Annotated in this window: 16 protein-coding genes; 7 read left to right on the top strand and 9 right to left on the bottom strand. The window is 72.2% G+C overall.

Translation table 11 applies throughout. The features are described 5' to 3' along the window. Position 1: 1 nt before the first annotated feature. The 4 genes from ACZ7M2_RS50985 to ACZ7M2_RS50970 all read left to right on the top strand — a co-directional run bounded on the left by ACZ7M2_RS50985 (position 2) and on the right by ACZ7M2_RS50970 (position 5,357). Positions 2-1,444 carry an SCO6880 family protein gene (locus ACZ7M2_RS50985; protein ID WP_471601138.1) on the top strand — a complete coding sequence of 481 codons (1,443 nt, stop codon included), beginning with the start codon at positions 2-4 and terminating at the stop codon, positions 1,442-1,444. 132 nt (positions 1,445-1,576) lie between these two features. Further along, on the top strand, positions 1,577-2,992 hold the full coding sequence (locus tag ACZ7M2_RS50980; protein WP_471601137.1) for an ATP-binding protein: 1,416 nt from the start codon (positions 1,577-1,579) through the stop codon (positions 2,990-2,992). Further along, positions 2,989-4,755, top strand: coding sequence for a type IV secretory system conjugative DNA transfer family protein (locus tag ACZ7M2_RS50975; protein ID WP_471601136.1), 1,767 nt, complete (start codon positions 2,989-2,991; stop codon positions 4,753-4,755). The genes ACZ7M2_RS50980 and ACZ7M2_RS50975 overlap by 4 nt, the downstream gene beginning before the upstream one ends. Further along, positions 4,752-5,357, top strand: a complete 606-nt coding sequence (locus ACZ7M2_RS50970) for a DUF4913 domain-containing protein (protein ID WP_471601135.1) — start codon at positions 4,752-4,754, stop codon at positions 5,355-5,357. The genes ACZ7M2_RS50975 and ACZ7M2_RS50970 overlap by 4 nt, the downstream gene beginning before the upstream one ends. 65 nt (positions 5,358-5,422) lie before the next feature. On the opposite strand, the gene ACZ7M2_RS50965 is transcribed toward ACZ7M2_RS50970, so the two are convergent. The 4 genes from ACZ7M2_RS50965 to mobC all read right to left on the bottom strand — a co-directional run bounded on the left by ACZ7M2_RS50965 (position 5,423) and on the right by mobC (position 9,810). Further along, on the bottom strand, positions 5,423-5,884 hold the full coding sequence (locus ACZ7M2_RS50965) for a hypothetical protein (RefSeq protein ID WP_471601134.1): 462 nt from the start codon (positions 5,882-5,884) through the stop codon (positions 5,423-5,425). Positions 5,885-5,911: 27 nt separating this feature from the next. Continuing rightward, positions 5,912-7,054, bottom strand: a complete 1,143-nt coding sequence (locus ACZ7M2_RS50960) for a hypothetical protein (protein WP_471601133.1) — start codon at positions 7,052-7,054, stop codon at positions 5,912-5,914. Positions 7,055-7,183: 129 nt separating this feature from the next. Continuing rightward, positions 7,184-9,409 carry a relaxase/mobilization nuclease domain-containing protein gene (locus ACZ7M2_RS50955; protein WP_471601132.1) on the bottom strand — a complete coding sequence of 742 codons (2,226 nt, stop codon included), beginning with the start codon at positions 9,407-9,409 and terminating at the stop codon, positions 7,184-7,186. Next, complete coding sequence (mobC, locus tag ACZ7M2_RS50950) at positions 9,406-9,810, bottom strand: plasmid mobilization relaxosome protein MobC (RefSeq protein ID WP_331720794.1); 405 nt, start codon at positions 9,808-9,810, stop codon at positions 9,406-9,408. Before mobC ends, ACZ7M2_RS50955 begins: the two co-directional genes overlap by 4 nt. 299 nt (positions 9,811-10,109) lie before the next feature. On the opposite strand from mobC, the gene ACZ7M2_RS50945 reads away from it, so the two are divergent. From ACZ7M2_RS50945 to ACZ7M2_RS50935, 3 genes are all read left to right on the top strand, one after another. After that, entirely contained in the window at positions 10,110-10,448 is a 339-nt protein-coding gene (locus tag ACZ7M2_RS50945) for a hypothetical protein (protein WP_471601131.1), read from the top strand. Positions 10,449-10,526: 78 nt separating this feature from the next. Further along, on the top strand, positions 10,527-11,105 hold the full coding sequence (locus ACZ7M2_RS50940; protein ID WP_471601130.1) for a hypothetical protein: 579 nt from the start codon (positions 10,527-10,529) through the stop codon (positions 11,103-11,105). Positions 11,106-11,332: 227 nt separating this feature from the next. Continuing rightward, positions 11,333-12,382, top strand: coding sequence for a 3'-5' exonuclease (locus tag ACZ7M2_RS50935; RefSeq protein ID WP_471601129.1), 1,050 nt, complete (start codon positions 11,333-11,335; stop codon positions 12,380-12,382). 516 nt (positions 12,383-12,898) lie between these two features. Here ACZ7M2_RS50935 and ACZ7M2_RS50930 read toward each other — a convergent pair. From ACZ7M2_RS50930 to ACZ7M2_RS50910, 5 genes are all read right to left on the bottom strand, one after another. After that, a complete protein-coding gene (locus tag ACZ7M2_RS50930; RefSeq protein ID WP_471601128.1) occupies positions 12,899-14,347 on the bottom strand; it encodes a hypothetical protein in 1,449 nt (482 codons plus the stop codon). Further along, on the bottom strand, positions 14,347-15,540 hold the full coding sequence (locus ACZ7M2_RS50925; RefSeq protein ID WP_471601127.1) for a hypothetical protein: 1,194 nt from the start codon (positions 15,538-15,540) through the stop codon (positions 14,347-14,349). The genes ACZ7M2_RS50930 and ACZ7M2_RS50925 overlap by 1 nt, the downstream gene beginning before the upstream one ends. A 378-nt stretch (positions 15,541-15,918) precedes the next feature. Beyond that, positions 15,919-18,282: a zinc finger domain-containing protein gene (locus ACZ7M2_RS50920; protein ID WP_471601126.1), complete on the bottom strand. Its 2,364-nt coding sequence runs from the start codon at positions 18,280-18,282 to the stop codon at positions 15,919-15,921. Positions 18,283-18,624: 342 nt separating this feature from the next. After that, a complete protein-coding gene (locus tag ACZ7M2_RS50915) occupies positions 18,625-18,888 on the bottom strand; it encodes a hypothetical protein (RefSeq protein ID WP_331720783.1) in 264 nt (87 codons plus the stop codon). Between the two features lie 423 nt (positions 18,889-19,311). Further along, entirely contained in the window at positions 19,312-20,214 is a 903-nt protein-coding gene (locus ACZ7M2_RS50910) for a hypothetical protein (protein ID WP_471601125.1), read from the bottom strand. Positions 20,215-20,333 lie beyond the last annotated feature (119 nt).

Below are 20,333 nucleotides of genomic sequence, written 5' to 3'. Positions count from 1 at the left end.
CATGTCAACCACGGAACAGTCTGCCCGCCTGTACGGCGGGTGGCGCCGGTCCCGCTCCCTCGGGATCGGCCTGCTCAACGGCAAACAGACGCTGGTCGTCGTCGTGAGCATCCTCGTGCCCATCTTCTTCGCCAACGTCGCGGGACTGCGCACCCTCCTGGCGTCGGTGCCGCTCGCCCTGGTGGTCATCGTGCTGGCCTGCTGGCAGCGGCACGGGATGCCGCTGCTGGACCTGGCCGTGGGCCGGGCGCGCTGGCAGTGGGCGGCCTGGCGGGGAGAGACCAGCTACCGGGGTCTGTACCTGCCCCACCCCAAGGCCCTCGACCTGCCCGGCGTGCTGGCACCGACCAAGCTCCTGCGGGTGGAGGACTCCAGCGCGGGGCGGGCCGGCCTGGTGTGGAATCAGGCAACCGGGCAGATGGCGTCAACGCTGCTGCTGTCGCCGGGCGGTGCGCTGCTGGCCAACCGTCAGCAGGTGAACGCCAACGTGGCGAGCTGGGGGGACACGCTGGCCTCGCTCGCCAATGAGGACAGCGTGGACGCGGCCACGGTCACACTTCAGATCACCCCGGCGTCCGGTGCGGCCCTGGGCGATCACGTGCGGGGGCGGGTCGACGACAGGGCGCCGGACCTGGCCAAGGCAACGGTGAACGAGCTCGTCAAGACCTCCCCGCGTGCCAGTGCTTCGCTCATGGCCTGGCTCACCCTCGTGACCTCGCCGGGCCGGGCGGTCGACCGCCCCGACTCCCCGGAAGAGGCTGCGGCCGAGGCACTGCGGCGCCTCGATGGCGTTGACCTGACCGGAGTTGGGGCGGACGTGCTCCGGCGGGCCACGGACACGGACATCATCCGCCTCGTCCGGGGCGCCTTCAGTCCCGAGGACGCGGACGCCTCCGAAAAGGACTGGGACGCGCTGACCTGGGATGAGGCGGGGCCGGCGGCCGCCGAGGAAGGATGGACCGACTACCGCCACGACGGTGCCATGTCCGTCTCGTGGGTGCTGCGGGAGGCTCCCCGCAAGCCGGTGACGTACGACGTGCTGTTGCCGCTGATGGCGCCGGGGCGCTTCGTGCGGCGGATCACCATCGGGTACCGCGTCCTGCCGACCGAGGAAGCGGCCGCCGTGGTGGAACGCGAGCTGAACGCCTCCGACGCGCGTGAGGAGTGGCGCCGTCGCTCACAGCGCACCACCACCCGCCGCGAGCGGGCCGACGCGGCGGCCGCCGACCGTACCGCGGAACAAGAAGCGTACGGCGCCGGCCTCGCACAGTGGACGATCTACATCACCACGACCGTGACCAATCCGGCAGACCTCACCGCCGCTACGCGGGAAGTTGAGCAGATCGCGAAGCGGGCCGGTGGCCTGCGGTTCCGGTACGCCTACGGCGGCCAGTCCGCCGCGTTCGTGGCGGGCCTGCCGGTCGGCGTGCACCCGCTCGCCTGACCTGACCCCAGAAAGGAACTGATGAGAAGGCGAAAGAACCGTCCGGCGCAGGACGCACAGCGGTCCCGGCTTTATGAGGAAGCCGGGACCGCCGGGGCGGAGCCTACCGCTTGGCGGCTGAACGGGAAGGTGGTGGCTCCGCGCCGAGGCTGGCGCGGGGCCGGGTCCGGGCGGAGCCCTCACGTCGACCGTGGCGCGGTCTACCTCGGCAGCACAACCGAGGTCGGCGGCCTGTTCCCCTTCGTCCTGGGGGCTCCGCTGCCTCCCGAGGGCGTGCCGATCGGCGTCGACCTCCTCACCCGCGAAATGGTGTGCTTCGACCCGCAAGGCTGGGTGGGGCGCCTCGTCCAGAACCCCGGCGTGTGGATCATGGCTCAGCCTGGCGCCGGAAAGTCCGCGATCACCAAGCGGATTTCGCTGGTGTACTCCTCGTACGGCTCCATGATCGTGGTCCCGGGCGACGTCAAGGGCGAGTACGCGCCCCTGGTGCGGGGGCTCGGCGGCCAGGTCGTCCGCATCGGCCGGGGCCTCGACCGCCTCAACCCGCTGGACTCCGGGCCCCTGAGGCGCCGGCTGCACACGATGCCCGAAGATCGGCAAAGGGTCCTGCTGGCGGAGATCAACGGACGGCGCTCGGACCTGCTCCACGCCCTCCTCGCCACCCCGCACGGCCTCGGCCGGCGGGCCACGGCCCCCGAGGCCAACGTGGTGGCCGCTGCGGTGGAACGGGTCAGTGAGGCCCTGGCCGATGACCCGGTGATCCCGGACGTGGTGCGGGTCTTGCGGGAGGGCCCCAAAGAGCTGTGGAACAAGCTCCTCGTGGACAACGTGGACGACTACCGGACGTTGGTCCGAGAGGTCACGTTGGCGCTGGAGAACCTGTGCCAGGGCCCTTTGGCCGGCCTCTTCGACGGCCCGACCACACAGCCGCTCGACCTGGACGCCCCGGCCCTGAGCGTGGACCTGTCCGCGCTCCTGACGGCCGGTGATCAGGTGGTGGCCTCCGGCCTGCTGGCCACCTGGTCGTACGCGTACGGCTCCATCGACTCGGCCAGGGCGCTGGGCATGATGGACCGCCCGTTGGTGCTGCCGCTCGATGAGATGTGGCGGGCCCTGCGGGCCGGGCCGGGGATGGTGGAGGCCATGGACGGCATGACCCGCCTCAACCGGTCCAAGGGTGAAGTGACGATCTTCGTCACGCACTCGCTCCGCGACCCTGAGTCGCTGCCCTCGCCGGAGGATCGGGCCAAGGCACTGGGCCTGATGGACCGTTGCGACTCGCTCATCCTGGGCGCGCTGTCGGCGGGCGAGCTGGAGCGCGTCAACGCCCAACGGCCGCTCACCTCCGAGGAACAGAGCCTCGTGGCCTCCTGGTCCGCGCCGAGCATCACGGGCGTGGACGGCACGAATCAGCGCCACCCGGGGCGCGGCAAGTACCTGATCAAGATCGGTACCCGGGCCGGTGCCCCGGCCCGCCTCGACCTGACCGAGGCGGAAACCAAGCTGTACGACACGGATGCGGCGATGCGGCGGAAGGTGAGCGAGTGAACGACAACGGCGCGGGGTCCGGGGGCGGCATTGCCGCCCCTGCGGCCATTGTGGGCGTGATCTTCGGCGGGGGAGCGCTGTACCTGGCCGGAAGCCTGGGCGGAACCCTCGGCGTCGCCCTCGTCGGCGGCGGCTGGGCCTGGCCGGACACGTCGGTGAAGTCGGTGTTCCGCCTCCTGGGCCACGGCCCGGGTGCCCTGTGGCCAGGGCACGCGACGGCCGCCACGGTCGGCATGGTCGTGCTCCTGGTCCTGGTGCTCGCGCTCCTCGCCGCGGGCGGCTTCTACGTCTGGCGTCGGTGGTTCTCCCACCGCCCCGGCCTGGCCAGCCTGCGGGAGATGGCGCCGCTGTCGCCCAAGGCGATGACGGCGCGGGCCCGCGAGCTGCGGCCCTCGCTGGACAAGCTGGAGGCGCCGGCACTGCCGGACGACACGGGGGTGTTGCTCGGCAACCTCGACCAGCCGCACGGCCCCGAACTCCGGGCGTCGTGGGAAGACGTGATCTTGGCCATCATGGCGCCCCGCTCGGGCAAGTCGACGGCGCTGGCGATTCCGGCCGTCCAACGGGCCCCGGGCGCCGTCCTGTTCACCTCGAACAAGATCGGTGAGCGGGAGGTCTACAACGTCACCAAGGCCGAGCGGGAGAAGGTGGGGACGGTCTGGACGATCGACCCGCAGGGAATCACGCACGCCGAGCGGTCGCTGTGGTGGAACATGCTGGCGGGCGCCCGCACCATTGAGGGCGCCGGCCGCCTCGCCTCGCACTTCATCGCGGCGACCACGGACGAGAAGAGCCGCGGTGACTTCTGGATGGGCGCCGCAAAGAACCTGCTGACGGCGCTGTTCCACGCGGCCGCCGTCTCGGACGGCTCGGTGGCGGACGTGCTGGCCTGGCTGTCCACGCCCTCGGACCGAGGGCCGGTGAACGCCCTCAAGGCGGCCCGCAAAGAGGCGCTGGCCCAACAGCTCGCCAGCACCGTGGCGGGCGCGGCGGACACCCGGGACGGCATCTATGAGACGGCCCGTCAGTGCGTCGCCTGCCTCCTCGACCCCGAGACCCTAGCGTGGGTCACCCCCGACCCCCGGGCGAAAGAGTTCCGGCCGGCGGACTTCGTACGCACCCGGGACACCCTCTATCTGCTGTCCAAAGACGGCGGCGGGTCGGCGGCCGGCGTCATCGCGGCGGCCGCTGATGCCGTGCTCCGGGCCGCGATGGCGGCCGCCGAGCGGGCCGGGGGCCGGCTCGACGCCCCGTTGGTCGCGGTCCTCGATGAGGCCGCGAACGTGTGCCGGATCGAAGATCTGCCCGACCTGTACTCGCACCTCGGCTCCCGTGGCGTCGTCCCCATGACCATCCTGCAGAGCTACCGCCAGGGTGTCCGGGTGTGGGGGGAGGCGGGCATGGATGCGCTGTGGTCGGCCGCCACGGTCAAGGCCCTGGGCTCCGGCCTCGATGACGCGGACTTCGCCGAGGACGTGAGCCGGCTCGTGGGTGAGCACAAGGTCCACGAATCCTCGGTGAGCCACGGCTCAACGGGCCGCAGCGTTAGCACCTCGCGCCGCCGCGAGCGGGTCATGGAAGCTGCCGAGATCCGGGCCTTGCCCAAGGGCCGGGCCCTGCTGCTGGCCACGGGCGTACGGGTCGGCATGATCCGGCTGCGGCCCTGGTACCTGGAGCCGGGCGCGGCCGAGCGGACGGCGGCCGCCAAGCAGGAAACCCGGCGGATCGCCGAGCGGGCTTCTCGGAAGGTGATCGAAGCATGAGTGAGGACGCTCCCACCCTCGACGGCATCGCCGAGGACGTGGAAGACCTGCGGGCCATCGTCAACGGCTTCGCCTCTCAGCTGGAGCACAACACCAACGCGGTGAACCAACTCGCCTCCGCCGGCAAGGGGGAGGGGGAGGGCGGCGGCCAGGACGACGGCAAGCAGAAGAAGGAGAAGCCCAAGACTCCGCCGTTCATCCTGCGGCTGTCGGGTGAGGAGTACGCCACCGAGTTGGCCGCCCTCGCGGAGTGGGTGGCCAACCTCCTGGTGCCCACGTACCTCAGTGAGGTGTCCTCGTCAGCGACGTGGTGCGCGAGCTGGTGGGCGCACCCGGCGGCGGTCGCCCGGCTTCACGCCGCGTGGCTGGCCTGGCAGGAACTCACCGATCCGGAGACGTGCGGCCGTACCGGTCCGTCCGTATGGCACCGTGACCACCTGGACCCGATGGTGGCCCACCTCCGGGACGCGTCCGGGCCGTTCGGGGGCTGCATGACCAACCCGGACCGCTCGCAGCACACCGACCTGCCGTCGCCTCCCGTGCTCCCGCTGCCGGGCGCCAGGACGGCCGCCGAGGCAGTGCCGGAACCGGTGACCACCTAGAATTAGCGTGTACACGCCAAAGGGCTGGAGGGGATTCCCCTCCGGCCCTTTGGCGTGCGCGGGTTCTACTGGATGCGGCGCGGCGGTGAAGCGGCGGCCTGCGGCGTCTGACCTCGGCCTTGCCCGCTGGACGCGGGCCCGGACTGTCGTCCTCCCCGGGCGGCCGGCTGCACGGTGGTGGACGTCGCCGTGGCCGCTGCGGCGCGGGCCTCGATATCGGCCGTGGTGGCCTCGTGGGCGGCCATTCCGTCCAACCCTGCCGCGTCGCTCCACTCGGCGCCGGCGGTGCCGAGGTCGCCCCGGGCGTCGGCCTCGCCCGCACGTCCCCGGGCGGCGTCCGCTTCGCCGAGAGCGCCGTCAGCACGGGCCGAGTGGTCGGCGCTGCTGCGGCCGAGCGCGGCCGCCAGGCGCAGGGCCTCCGGGTCGCCCGTGCCGCTGTCTCCGCCCGGACCGGTGGGACGGTGCGGGGGCTTGCGGGCGGGCTCCGGGTCGCCGGCGGGCTGGGGGGTGCGTGAGTGCTGATCCATCGTTGTTTCTCCTCCTCGGGCTGAGTGCTAGCGCGTGTGTCCCCGGGCCTGCGTGGGGGCCGGGGTCGGGGTCGTCGTGGACGCCTGCGGGCCGGGGGCCGGGCTGGCTCCGGGGGTCGCCGTGGTGGACTGGGCGTTGGCCGCTGCGGCGCGGGGTGGAGCTGCTGCCGGGGTCGCGCTCGTGGTGGCGCTCGGCGTCGTTGCCGGGGTCGCCTGGGGGGCGGCCGAGGCGCTGTTGGCGGGTGCCGGCGCCGTGGTGGCGCGGGCCGGAACGGGCGTCTTGGCCTGCTCGTTGAGCAATCCGCGGGCGGCCTCGGCCGGGCTGAGGCTGATACCGGCGTCGGCGGCCTGCTTCATCCGCAGGGGCACCCCCGCCAGGGCCTCGCGCGGATCGTGCCCGGCCTCCTGGAGCGTCTTCATCTGCGCGGCGATGCCCGGCCACTCGCGGGAGAGGACCAACTGCCCCAACACGTGCTCGTCGGCCATGGCCTCGCGCGCCATGACCACGGCCCGCGTGTTTTCCTGTGGGCTGACCCCGTGCTTGGCGAGATCCTTTTCCCGGCCGTCAAGGCCGGAGTCCTCGCCTCGGCCGGTGACCTTCTGGAACCACTCCTTGACGGCCTCGACAACCTTCTTCACCCACTCCACGAACTGCTTGACCATGCCAGGGCCCTCGCGCTCGGCGCTCTTGTCGTCGGCCGGGGCGGCGAACGGATTGCGGGGCGTGGTGGCCGTGGCCGAGGCGGTGACGCCGGGCGTCGGCGAGCCGGCGCGCATGTCGGCGTCAATGCGTGCGATCACGGGCGTGGCGTCGGCAAGGAACTGGCCCACGTCCACCCCCGCGTTCTCCAGCCGCCGGAGTTCGTCCGCGACCTGGGGCCACTGCGGCGCGGTCACCATGGCCTCGGCCACGGCGGGCGGCTCCACGGTGTCCCGGACCAACTGGGCGTACCGGTCCCGGTCCGGATCGCGGTCCGGCTCCTGGACGGGATCGGATGCGCCGGAGGTGTCGGGCTCGGCGGCGGGGGCCGGGGCGGCGGCCGCGCGGGCCACCTCGCGCTCCTGGTGCTCTCGGAGTGCCTGGGCCGCCATGACGAGTACCTGGAGGGCGATGGCGGCCGTCTGCCCGGTGTGGCTGGCGGCTCGCTCCATCGCCATGCTGTCGCTCATCGGATTCCCTCGTTCTGCGTCGTCATGATGTCCTCGTTTCGCGTCGCTGTCGTACCTATGAAGCTAGCTTCCGGTCCCCCTCGGCACGCGGCCTTTTCCGCTGCTGGGACTGCCCTGCGGTCTCGCGCTCTACCTCCCTCTGCCGCGCTGCTGGTTACGGCGCTGTGCCGCCTCCTGGGCGGCCCGATCGGCCGCTGTGCGCTCGCCTGGTGTGGTCGGTGTCGTCGGCGTGGGGGCCGTCCTCGTTCCGGCGGAGCGGGCGAGTGCGGTGGGCTGTTCGGCACGGCGCAACCGGCCTTGCACCCGCCAGGTGAGTACCTGCGCCACGCTGTCGGCGTCGGCCAGGTCGCGGGCTCCGGCCACTTCGGCCAGTAGCTCCGCCGGCTGGTGCCCCTCGGCGGTCGCCTTCACGAGATAGGCGGCCAGGGTTGCCGAGGCGGGGTCGGCGAGCACTGCCGACGCGTACGCGGGGACTGCCTGGCGCACTGCTTCGCCGAGGGTCGGTGCGTCGGGGCCGCCGAGGGGAGTGGATTCGGCTGCTGGTCCTCGACCGACAACGGGAGGCGGTGCGGTCGGTGTGGTGGGGGTTTCGTCGCCGTCCTCGTCGTCCGACTTCTTCGACGGTGGGGGCGTGCGGGCCTCCCCGATGGCGCCGGTCGTGTCGGTGGGTGCGGCCGCTGTCCGGGAGGCGGTTTCCTGGGTCTGGGTGGAGTTGCTGCGGGTGTCGCTGTCCATCCGTCGTTGCAGTCGCCACACCAGCACTTCGGCCGCGCTTTCGGCGTCGCCGAATCCGCGGAGTGACGTCACCTCGGCGAGCACACGGGCCGGGCTGTATCCCGCGTTTTCCGCCTGCCGGAGTGTCGCGGCCAGGGCTGGCCATGCGGCCTCGCCGAGGACGGTTTCCGCCAGGTGCGGGATCGCCTCACGTACGGCGGGCGCGTACGCCTCGACAAGGGCGGGGCCGCCGGGCTGCATGGTCGTGCGCTGCCAGGTGGCCCGGCGTCCTCGTCCGGCGCGGGTGCCAACGCTCGCGCCGTGGGCCACTTCGGTGGCGGCCCGCAAGTGGGTACCGGCCTGGGCGGCCGCGCGCTCCTGTGCCGCGTGCTGGGCGGCCTGGTGCCACTTCATCGCGGCGGCGACGGCCAGGGCGGCGGCGACCAAAATCGCGATGGCGGCGGCGGCCTCGCCGCCGTCGGCGACGACGGCGGCCCCCATGACGAGTAGCTGTGTGGCTGCCCGTAGATGGGCGCTCGCCTGGCTGTCCATGCGGCGGCTGGTCGGGGCGCGTCCGGCCCGCTCGAACGCGCGGGCTGCGTCCCGTAGCTCGTCCCGGACCGCGGCGGGGGCCTGGGCGGCGTAGGTGGTCAGGAAGTCGGCCAGGGCGACCATTTCCCCGGCGCCGGCCTCGTTGCCGGCCTGGCCGAGGACGGCGGCGGCCTGGTGCACGTGCTCGGCGGCGAGCTGCCATGCGGCGGCCCGGTTATTGACCTGCCCGGCGTTGGCGGTCATGGCAGAGGCGGACGCCCCGCTCCAACGCTCTCGGACGCGCGGAAGCGACAGATCGGGGGCGAGCCGGCTGCCGGAAAACCACACAGCTCGGCCCCCTGCGGTGCGGTCGCCAGGTAGCGCAACCGAGTAACCGGTGACGTTCCCGTCGGGCGCGGTGCGGGTCTTGAGCCGGAGTCCCGCGCGTTCGACGGCCGCGAAGAATTCAGCGTCGGATCGGGCGCCGGCTGCGGCTGCACGTACCTTCTCTTGCAGTGTCACCCTGGGCGGCTCCTCGCGGCCCTTGCGCTTGCCCTTCTCCAGTTCGGCGGTCGTCGGCCACTGCTTCGCGGTCTTGTCTCCGCTCGTCAGTCGCCGGAGTCCGTAACGGATCTCCAGCTCACGCGCGCGCTGTTGCATCTTCACCATGTCCCGTCGCACGTCGGGTGGCCGGCCGTCCTGCCGGGCGAGCGTCGCCACGATGTGAATATGGTCGTCGGCGTGGCGCACGGCCACCCATCGGGCGCCCATCGGATCGCCCTTCATGGCGACTCCCGAGGCGTCCATAATCTCGCGCGCAACGTCCCCCCACTCCTCGTCCGTCAACTTTCGGTCACCCGGGTCGAGCCGCACCGGGACGTGATAGACGTGCTGATCTGGCGCCTTGCCTTCGAGTCCGAAAACCGGGGCGTCCAGCAACATGGCCAGACTCGGGATCGTCGCTCCGGAACTCCGCGCCGGGTCCAACACTCCGCCACCCCACGCGGCGACCATGTGGGGGTCGGTGTGCTCGTTCGCTCGGCCCGGCCCGTACAGGTAGTACAGCAAGCCGGCGGTACGGGCGCCGGCCTTCGCCTTCTTCGGGATCACGCCCGACCTTCCATCACGGCAATGGTGGCCTCGTCCAGCGTCCGAACAGCCCGCTCCACCCGTTCCAGGACGGCGTCAAACCGTTCCGGGGTCTCCACACCTTCGGAGTTGAGAACGCGCGCAATCTGGTTCAGGTTGGTGCCGATCCGGTCCACGGCCACCCGAGCATCCCCCAGCATCCGCAACCGCTCCTTCTCGTCCACGGGCGCCGGGGAAACCTCCTCCTTGGCGACAGCGAGCGCGGCCCGCGCGGCGTACGCGGCAGGCTTGAGGCCGGCCAGGGCCGCGGCCGTGTGAATGATCGCCAACTCGGTGTCGTTGTAGGCCAGGTTCACGCGGTACGAGCGTGGGTTGTCGGACCGTCGTTCACGGCGGCGGGCGCGTGGTGCGTCGCTGGTCATTTCCCCTGTTCCCGTTCGAGGGACAGCCCCAACCATCGGTCCGTGCCCGGACCGAAAAGGCAGCCCCGATGCGCCGAGCATAGCGAGGCAGGGGCCGCCACGCTGGTTATTGGAACAATAACCACTAACTTGCTCCGACGTAGGAGGCCGCTGGGGGTCGGGTGCCGGGGTAGGGCTGCACTGCGCCGGAGGTGCAGTGAGGGGGTTCGGGGGATGTGCCCCCGAGAGGACGGCCGCAAGTCACCTGACGGCGGAAGATCCCGTGTGCGTGGACGGTGGCCGGCGCTACCATGGCGGGCATGACCACACCTTCCGGCGACACGTCGTCGCCCATGCTGGCCACCGCGGAAAACATGCTCGCCTCGCGACTGGAGGTGATCAAACCTCTCGCCGAGGCAATCGCCGAGCGCAAGCGGCTGCAAGCCTTCCTCGATGACGCCGACAAGACGTACGGCGCCGCGTATGCGGCCGCGTCGGCTGCGGGCTGGAGCGCGGACGAACTCCGCAAGATGGGGGCCGAAGAACCAACCCGCCGACCCCAAGGCCGGCCCAAGGGCTCCCGCACTCGTCGCACCCGATCCGGCTCCGAGGGCGGCACCGAAACCACATCGCCGTCCTCGCCTCCCAACGCGTCCTGACTCCCATCGCTCCGCAGCCCCTCCGGCCCGCTTCGCGGCGGTGCCGGAGGGGCTGTCATCAAACTAGGCAGTTACTAGATGAATGCTGTTGCCAAGGTCAACACGCTCGTGTGGCTCCAGCCCTCCCACGCCGAGGAGCTGGCTCGTCTGGCCGGGGAAAATGACCGCGCTGAGTGGGAATGGCTTGCCGAGGAAAGGCAGCGTCTTGGCCTGCGGAAAGGTGAGCCGACTCCCGAAGAGATTCGGGTGTCCATGCTCATGCGGCGGCCGGACTGGTGGCCCCGGATGGGACAGCTCACAGAGGCGGCGATGCGGGCCCGGCTCGCGTTGCCGGACCTGGCCGGCCCGTGGCGGCCGTTCACCGCCGAGGAAGCGCAGGCACAGCGGCTTTCGGGTCGTAGGCCGGGCAGTCCAAACGAACGCTACGGCGCAAAGCTGATGTTGGATATCGCGGCCGATGTGGTCGACGCTGCGCGACTCGCGGCCTGTCGGGTGAGCGAGCCGGCGGTGATGGCTCTCCAGCGAGAAAACCTCATCGGGCTACGGCCCTCGCGGTCCAAGCGAGCGCGCGCACGCAAGCTCGAACTACAGGGGCAGATCTACACCGTGGGCCGCATCGCACGCGAGTCCATCGCCACGCTTCTGAGTGATGGATAGAACCGAGAAGCACGTGGATAAATGGGAGCGCATTTAAACAAGGTAGTTAGAATGCATTTCGGCGCGGAAAGCCAAACTTCCTCGGCTTGGGTCGATTCTCTGTGCTCGTTTATGGCACGTGGATACTGTGTAATACTCCCCCCGCAAAGGCAATCGGAAAGGGGTTCTTAATGCCTGCAAAAGCGGCCGGTGGGCACAGGGTTTACGGGGCATATCGCGGTCTGACGGTGTACCGGTTTTGGGACCTTCCCCCGGGGCTGCTCACGCCTCGACAACTCAAGCGGGAGGGCCTGGCGGTCGCGCCTCGGCAACGGCCGAGGGCGTACGCGTACTGGCGGTACTACGGGCAGACGGGGTACGCGCCCCTGTACCGCAAGCGGGGTGCCCGGCCCAAGCGGGTGACGAGTGCCGCACAGCTCGCGGCGCTCGCGCGGGCCCGGTTCGTTCTGCACGCGTGGCGGTGCTTCGACTGCGGCGAGCTGGTGAATGACGGCGACGGTCGGCCGGACGACGGGGAGACCGGCACGTGTGCCCCGTGTCGCCAGTTCCGGGCCGAGGCACGGGCCGCCGTTGATCTGCCGGCGCTCGCTCCGGTACTGCGGGAAACCCTGCCCGGAGTGCTGCCGACAACGCCTCTCGGGCCGCAGGAATGGGCGGCGGCCCTGCTCGACTCCGGGCCCGTCGTCGTGCTCGACACGGAGTCGACCGACCTTCACCGCTGGGTCCTGGAACTGGGCGTGTGCGACAGTGCCGGCGCCCCGGTGTTCTCGTCTCTGGTCGATCCGCGGGCGCCCCTCGCGGCCGGTGCGGTCAAGGTGCACGGCATCACGACGGACACCCTGGCCGAGGCCGAGGCGCCGATTTTCTCGGACGTGATGGACACCTTGGGGCGAGCGATCCAGGGGTGCACGGTCGCGGTTTACAACCTCGGGTACGACCTGCACAGCATCGCCCGGGAAGTGCATCGGCACGCGCGCACGGTCGTCGGCCTGGTCGGGGCCGAGGCGGTGGAGTACACGCGGACGTGGCTCGGGCGGGCGCGCTGGGTGGATCTCATGCACCCGTACGCCGAGTGGTACGGGCAGTGGCATCCGTACTGGCAGAACTACACGTGGCAGACACTCCCGTACGGGGACCATCGGGCACCCTCGGACGCGGCCGGCGCGGCTCGGCTGCTGCGTGAGTTGGCGGACGGCACGGCGCCTCGGCTGCCCGAGGCGGAGCGCGGTCCCTGGTCGTACGACGCCGATGACGACCGGTACGAATACGGGTACTGACCGGTCCTTCCATGCCTTCCTCGGGGCGGGGGCTGGCACCGGACTTTTCCGTGCGGGTGTGTGGGTGGTGATGTGGGGGCTCTGCCCCCACGCCCCCGGCCACCTTCCAGAGGGCCCCCTGTTTTTCGGGTGCGGGTCGGTGGGTGGTGGACGTGGTGGGTCGCGGGGTGTCCCTCCGGATGGACGGCACCGGAGGCCAGCACACCGCACGCCGGGGCGTCCAGGACGGCCTACGGCCGCCGCAAGCGGTGAATCCTGGACACCCCGACGCACGGCGCGCTAGGGGCGAGCCCTGCCGCCCCTCCGGAGGGACCCCCCGCTCAGGCCCGGGACATGGCACGGACGCGCGAAAGGCCGGGACGCTGCCACACATTAGGCTAGCGTGTGCACGCTAAAAACGGACTCCGGGAGGATGCTCGCTCGGCGCCGTGGTTCGGCGTATCTCGGCGGGCATGGCAGTGCCCCCCGGTGCTCTGCCGAGGGGCACGCTTCACCGCCTGGTGCTCGTCGTCGTGGTCAGTTTCCGGGTCCTTCCTGCGGGTCCCCGGCCGCCTTCCTGCCTCGCCTGGCCGGCGACTTCTCCGCCTCGGCGCGCATCTCGGCGCGGGCCTGCGCGGCGGCGAGCTGTCGGCGGGCTTCGGCGGCGGCGGCGACGGCTTCCGACCGCTCCCGCTCGGCGCGTTCGGCGCGCTCCTGGGCGTCGTCGGCGCGCTGGACGGCGGCCGCCCGTTCCTGCTCGGCCTGTTGTCGTGCGGTCTGCTCGGTGGCGAGCTGTTCCGCCAGTTCGTCCCGTCGCTTCTCGGCCTCGCCGATGCGGCGGTCTGCGCGCGACTCGGCCCGCTCGGCCCGGTCCTCGGCGGCGGCCTGGCGCTCCTCGGCTCGGTCGGCGCGGTTCTCGGCGGCGACGCGCTGACGGCTGGACTCCGCTGCCTCCGCGCCGGCGGCGTCGCGCTCGCGCTCGGCGTTCTTCCGTCCCTGGATCTCGCGGGTGAGTCCTTCGGTCAACTCCTGCTTTTCGCGTTCGGCGGTGGCCCGCTGGCGCTCGGCCTCCTCGGCCCGCGCCTCGGCGCGCTGTTGGGCCTCCTGGGCCTGCTGAGCGCGTTCAACGGCGCGTTCGGCTTCCTGCTGGAAGGCGTCGCGGGCGCGTTCGGCGGTGGCCCGCTGGCGCTCGGCCTCCTCGGCCCGCGCCTCGGCGCGGCCTCGCTCGGCTTCGGCGTCGGCGCGGCGAGCGTCGGCGGCGGCCTGGTCGCGGCGGGCCTGGTCCCGCTCGCGCTCGGCCTCGGCCTGGGCGGTCTCGGCTTGCTGTCGGGCCTCGGTGGCTGCGTCGCGCTCGCTCTCGGCGGTGGCCCGCTGGCGCTCGGCCTCCTCGGCCCGCGCCTCGGCGGCGGCTCGGCCGGCCTGGGCGGTCTCCTTGTCGCGCTCGGCCTGGCGGGCCTTTTGCTCGGCGACTTCCCGCGCGTCGTCGGCGGCCTCGCGGGCCACCCGGTCGCGTTCGGCGGCGGCCTCGGCGGCTTCCCGGTCGGCTACGGCCTGGCCGGCTTCGGACCGCGCGTTGGCGGCGTCAGCGGCGGCCTCGGCGGCCTTGCGGTTGGCGGCCGCCACGTCGCTGGCGTTGGCGGCACGTGCGGCGGCTAGGCGGGCCTCGATGCCTTCGGGGGAGTTGAGTTTCTGCATCTCCAACCGGGCGTCGGCGGCGATCTGTTCAAGCCTGGTGACGGTCTCCTCCATGCGGAGGATCTGCCCCGGCAGTCCCGGAGAGTTGCGTTCCCGGGCTCGCGCGGCCTTCCGCTCGTTCTGGCACGTGCTGTCGCAGTACTCCGGCGGCCGCCCGGCACCGGACGGCTTCGCCCGGGGGATCAACTTCCCGCAGTTGGCGCACGGCTCCGGCCAGTAGCCGTACGGCGCCTCTTCCGCTTCCTGCCCGTGGTCCTGGTGCTCGTCGTCGGCGTCAAGGGCGGTCGTCATCAGTTCCCCCCGCTGGCGGTGGCGTGGGTTCGGTGGTCGGCGGTCACGGGCGGGGTGGCCTTCCTGGTGGTGCCGGTGGGGCGGGTCGACGGGGCGGCCCGGTCGGCGCGCTGGGGCGGCCTGAGCTGGCCCCGGGTGCGGGCCTGCGGCCTGGTGTGGGTCCTGATGCTGCCGTACGGACGGTGGCGGCGGACAATCCGCACGGCGGCCGCCACTCGATCCGGTGCCGGGCGGCCCGTGGGCGGCGCGCTGACCTGCGGCGCGGTGGTCGGCTCGGTGAGCTCGGCGCAGGCCTCGACTGCGGCCGCCGTCACCTTCTCGTCCACCTCGACCTCGGCGGCCTGGCGCTCGTCGTCCTCGACCTCGACGGCGGCCGCGGTCTCCAGCTCGGTGCCGGCGTCCGGGTCGGGGCCGTACGTGGTGACCACGTCGCCGAGTTCTTGGCTGTACTCCTGCGGGGCGTGGATCGCGTCGTACACGCTGGCGTACCGGGTGCGCGGCTCCGGCGTCGGCTCGATGATGCGGGGCTCGGCGGTGACGGCCTGGGCGAACAACAGGGCCTCGGCCATGTGGTCGCGCACGGCCTCCGTGTCGATGGTGGGGGCGGTCGCCTGGGCGATCCGGGCCGGGATGCCCAGCCAGTCCTCGGACCAATCCGGCATCGGCACGTCGACCTGCGGCGCGTAGGGGCCGACGAAATCGGCCAGGTGTCGGATGAACGAGCGGCGCCAGTACCGGCGTTCGGTCCGCCAGTCCTGCGGGCCGTGGTACTCGGTCCACCGCTGGCCGTGGGCCGAGTCGCGCATCCATCCGGCGAGCCGGCGCATCATCGCCGTGGCGGCGGCCTCGATGGCGGCGAGCAACCCAGGGAGGTCGGCGGCGAACCGGGCGACGGCGAGCGGGGCACCCTCGATCCGGAGCGCATGCCGGTCCAGCCGGTCCGCCAACAGGTCGGCGTACACCCGGCGGGTACGGACGCCGTACCCCCACGCCAGGCGCTCGGCGGCCTCGCGGCGGGTGGTGCCGTGCTGGCCGGCGTCGTGAACCCGCACCGTGAGGACGGCCGTGCCGTCGATGCCCATGCGCCCCTCGGTCTCGGCCAGGGGGCCGGCGTACGGGCCGGCGGGCACACGGCCGCCAACGCGGTAGGCGTACGCGTACGGGTCGCGGTTCGTCTCGGTGGTCTGCGTCATGACCTCAGTCTATCATTTCTAGATTATTGTTTCTAGTATTCCAGAAATTAGCCGTTGGCGAGAGGGTGCCAATTTCCGGGGGTGGTGGGTGGCCGGCCTCTCGCCGACTGGTCCTGCTCGGGGACTCCGCCAACCCGGCGGCTGTGGGCCGCTGCGGTTCGGGCGGTTACCCGTGGCGGCAGTTCTAGCGTGTGCACGCTAGGTTTCCCTGGCCTTGGCTCGGTCCCGCTGTGAGGCGGGGGCCGGCTTGTCCGCCCGGTGGGCGGTTCGGCTGGGGCTGCCGGTCCGGCGGGGCGATTCCTGGGCTTCTCCGCCGTGGTGGTCGGGTGCCCGGCTTCGTTCCGCCGTGGTGATGACTCTACCGCGTCCGGGGGCGGCTCACGCGCTGTTCTGCTGGCTTCCGCGTGTCGGGTCCTCGGCTGCCTGCTGGGCGGCGGCTCGGCGGGCGGCGTGCCACTCGGCGGCCGGGGTGCCTCGCCAGGTCACGCACCGTTCGCCGGGGGCGGCGTGGCAGTGCCGGCAGTGCTGGCGGGCGGGGAGGACGGGGCGCTTGCGGCGTCGGGGCTGGGGCTGCTCGGCTCCGGTGGCGCTGAGGTGGGCGGGGTCGATGAGGTGTCCGGCCTGGGCGAGCTGCTGGGCGTGGGCGAGTAGGCCGGTGGCGTTGATGCGCTGGGCCTCGATCTGGCGGGCGCGGCGGTGGTCGGGGCGGCCGTCGCGGTGGCGCGGGTAGGCGCGGGCGCCGGGGGCCTGGCCGGGGATGACGATCTGGTCCGGGCCGGGGCGGGGTCCGCGGGCTCGCTTCTCGGCGCTGGGCAGCGCGCTCCATTCCTCCTCTGCCGACCACCACTCGTGCGCGGCCTGGTCCACGCGGGCGTCCACGGCCAGGCCGGCGACGCGTCCGGCGGTGCTGGTCTCCTTGGCGGCCTCGTACAGCGGGCGGCCCGTGGCGGCGTATGTGGTCGTTCCTCGGCGGGGGCGGGCGGTGGTGGTGAGTTGGAGGGCCTGGAGCTGGTGGAGGTGCCGGAGGGTGGCGCGGCGGCCGTAGCCGGTGGCGGTCATGAGGTGGGCCAGGGTGGGGCGGTCCTGTTGTTGGATCGCCCACAGGGTGCGGGCCGCGTGGTGGCCGAGGGAGTGCCACACGTCGGCTTGCTGGTGGGTGGTGAGGGTTCGGAGGTGCGCGGGGACGTCGGCAGGGGGGTTCTGGGGGGCGGGGGGCGCGGCGGCGTTCCGCCTTCTGTCAGACCCCGGGTGAACTGGTGAAACGTGGTCGGTGGCCTGGTAGATGGCGCATTGGTGGCCGTGGTGGTCGGGGCACTGGTGCTCGGTCGCCAGGGTCACCCGGCGGGCCTTGCCTGCCCTGCGCTCGGCCTCGGCGGTGACGGTGAGCCATCCGTCCCGGATGAGGCGCCACAGGGCCAGGGATGCCGTCTGGCGGCTGTATCCGGCGAGCACGCCGAGGCGGCGGACGTTGGCGCTCACGTCGGTGGTGCCGGCGGTGAGCATGAGCCAGGCCAGGGCGGCCAGGATCGCGGCGTCTGCGGGGCCGGACTCCCGTCCCCACCGTGCGGGGCCGGCGGCCCGCATCCGGGCGAACAGGTCGACCACGGCCACCTCGGCCTCGGTCCGCTCGTGGCGGCCGCCGTCGTCCTCGGGCCTGCGGGGCATCCGGGCGGCGTCCTGGACGGCGAGCCACCACACCCGGGCCCACAGGCGGGCGGTGTCCTCCTCCGCGCGGGGGGTCCGGGTGCCGTCCGGCTGGCGCTCGCTGCGGAGCCATTCCAGCGCGGGGGACGACTGGGCGTCGCGCACCACGGCGAGCCCTTCGGCCTGGGTCCATCCGGCCAGGGCCATGGATCGGGCGGGGGCGTGGGCCTGCTGCGAGTGGTCGTGATGGCGCGTCAGTTTCCGCCGGAGTCCCTTCATGGCGCGTTCGCCGAGGGGGCGCCACGGTACGGCGAGCTGCGGGCACCCGGCCGCGTCGGTGATGACGGGGCGCTGGATCGGTCCGCGCTGCTGGATCGACGGGGGTACGGGGCCGTCCTGGTGCTCGTCGTCCTCGGCGACGCGGCGGCCGGCGGGGGCCGGGGCGGGCCTCGTCCTCGTGGGCCGCTCGACGGTGAGGGCGGCGGCCATCGACTCCAGCCGGACGGCCAGGCGCTCGAACGCCTCGGCGGGGGCCGAGGCGGAGCCGAGGGACTTCACGGCCTGCTCGATGGTGTGTGCGGTCAACTCGTTGTGGCCGCCGTGGCGGTGGGCGGCGCCGGGTGGGCGGACCGCGCCGGCCTTCGGGTTCATCAGGGGCGCGATGTCGACGGACGGGCACAGGGTGCGGGCGGCGCGGGCGATCCTCCGCACCGTGGCGACGGGCACCCCCTCGGCGCACCCGGTCCACACGTGGCGGCCGCCGTTCGGGCCGGACTGGGTGGGTACGGGCTCGATGCCCTCGGCGCGGGCGGCGTCGGCCAACAACTCGGCGTCGGCGGCGGCCTGCTCGGCAGGCACGCGCTTGGCGTCGCAGTCCAGTACGACGGCCGTAAACCTGTACGCACCGCGCTGACGGCGGGTCAGGTACATCGCCACGGGCCGGTCCGGCTCCACCTCGGCGACCGCCACGGCGTCCGGGTAGACGTTCCGCCAGGCCTCGGGCGTCCCGGCGGCGGCCCGTACGCGGGCACGCGGGGACAGCTCGCCGAGGAACCGCGTAAGGGTCCTGGCCTGCACTGACAGTTCTAGCGTGTGCACGCTAGAAACCCCTGGCCGACGTACGGTCACAGGGGGGAATGCGGGCGTGGCGGCGGCAGAGAAAAGGTCACCTTGTTGATAAAGCGCCGATGACACACCGGTCTGAGGCAAGCCTCTACCGCCACCGTGGCTCGCTGCTACGATGGCAACGCTCCCTCGGTGTTAGAGGACGCACGAAAGCCCCGGCTGTCGGGCCTAGGAATCCGGCGGACAGCGGTTACGTGCTCGATCTGGGATCGGGAGTCTCGGCAACAGGTCGCCACAACCGTTGAGAAGCTGAGACCCCGATGGCTCCAACCAACACCCGGCTTAGGGGGCCAGGAAGTTGATGGGCCGGTTAGTTCATCCGGCCTCCTTCAGGCGTACGGCATTCGGCCATCCGACGGGCTGACCCGTTCGAGGGTCCACCTCCAGCAACTCCACCATCGTGTTGAGGAAACCGGCCACGCTGGTGTCCAGTCGCTCGCAGATGTTGAGTAGCTTCACGGCGTTCTGGGGCTCGAAGTTCGAGCCCGGTCGGTACGCCTCGCCCGTGGTGGGGTCGTAGTGAGGCGCGCGGAACCGTGTCCCTCGCGGCGGCCCACCCACTCCTCGGCGATCTTTCATGGAGCGATCTTGTCAGAGATCGCAGAGTCTTGCAGCAAGTCAAGCGGCGTGGCGCGGAACTTTCTTTGCGGTTCCTGGGTTTGCCGTGCCGAATGACGCTAATGGTCCGTTTGTCGGATCGGGATTGGGCCGGTTACCTGGGTGGGCCTCGGCCACGGCACGGCACCTCTGACGGCCTGTCACCAAACCGCCGGCGGGCGGAGGTAGGGAGCCGTGCGGCCGCCAGGGCCGTACGGCGGCACCACAGCCAGCCGCCACCACTCCCCCATTGGTCTGTCCGTCCCGGCGGCCCGCCCCCCGAGACTCGGCACCGTAAGTGCTGCCTACGGTCCGCACCTTGGCCACGGAGCCGACGCGCGAAGCGAGCTGCACCACGTGACAAGGGGGGCGCCCGGTGGGCGCCCCCCTCCCCTTCCGGGCTTGTCACCCGGCGTCGGCCTGCTCCTCGTCCTGCTGGGCCTTCTTGAACGGCTCGCCGCACTTCCCGCACATGAGTCCGCCGTCCTCGCCCCCGAACTCCCACGTGGCGCGGCTGATCTGGATGCGGCGGGCGGGCTCCGGGGTGCCGTCCTTGCCGGGCTTGGTGCATCCGCAGATGACCAGGAAGCGGGTTGCCGGGCGCTTCTTGGGCTTCTGCGGGGCGCCCTCGTCCTCGTCGTCCTGGCCGCCCTCGGTGCCCTGGCTCTGGCCGTTCTCGTCGTCTTCGTCGCCACCGGTCGGGCTGGGGGTGCCGGGGGTGCCTCCGCCGAGGGCGATGGCGAGCGGGTTGTGGACGTAGGGCAGGCGGGCGGCGTCCAGTGCCTCAATCGCGGCGGCGTAGCGGGCGGCGGTGGCGTCGGTGATGTGGCAGTCCGAGAAACCGAGGACGGGCGCGGGCGCCTTCGGGGCGATGAGTCCCATCTCTTCGGCGATCTTGCCGAAGCGCTTGTTGTGGTAGCGGCCCGCGCTGGACGTGTCCTTGATCTTCCGGACGTGGGCGACGGCGTGGGCGGCCTCGTGGATAAGCGTCTGCATGGTGCGGCGGCCGCCGAGGCTCAACAGCTCGCCACCCGCGAACAGTTCGGGGGCGCGGCCCTTCTTCTGTCCGTTGTCGACGGTCCAGAAGTCGGCGCCGAAGTGCCCCCACCGGAGGGACCCCCGGCCGTCCTGGCCGCTGCCGGTGATCATCACGACGCGCGGCACCTCGGGGTGCTGGGCGCGGATCGCGGCCCATGCGCCTTCCAGGGCGGTGATGATCCGGCTGCCGTGCTCCTGGTCGACCTGGGCGGGCGCCTCGGTCGGCTCGGCCTGGGCGGGAATCGAGACGGTGGCCGGGGTGGTCGTCATGGTGCACTTCCTATCGCGTCGCGCTGGGTGTTGGTGGTGTCGGTCCGGGGTGCCGTTCCCCTTTCCGACAAGTACTAGATTACAGCACTAGGGCATCACTGGCAACTCTGGGCCCGTGT

Source organism: Streptomyces sp. NPDC111507 (assembly GCF_055638955.1).
The sequence above is the reverse complement of the archived record's forward strand: the minus strand, read 5'-3'. Positions and strand labels throughout refer to the sequence as shown.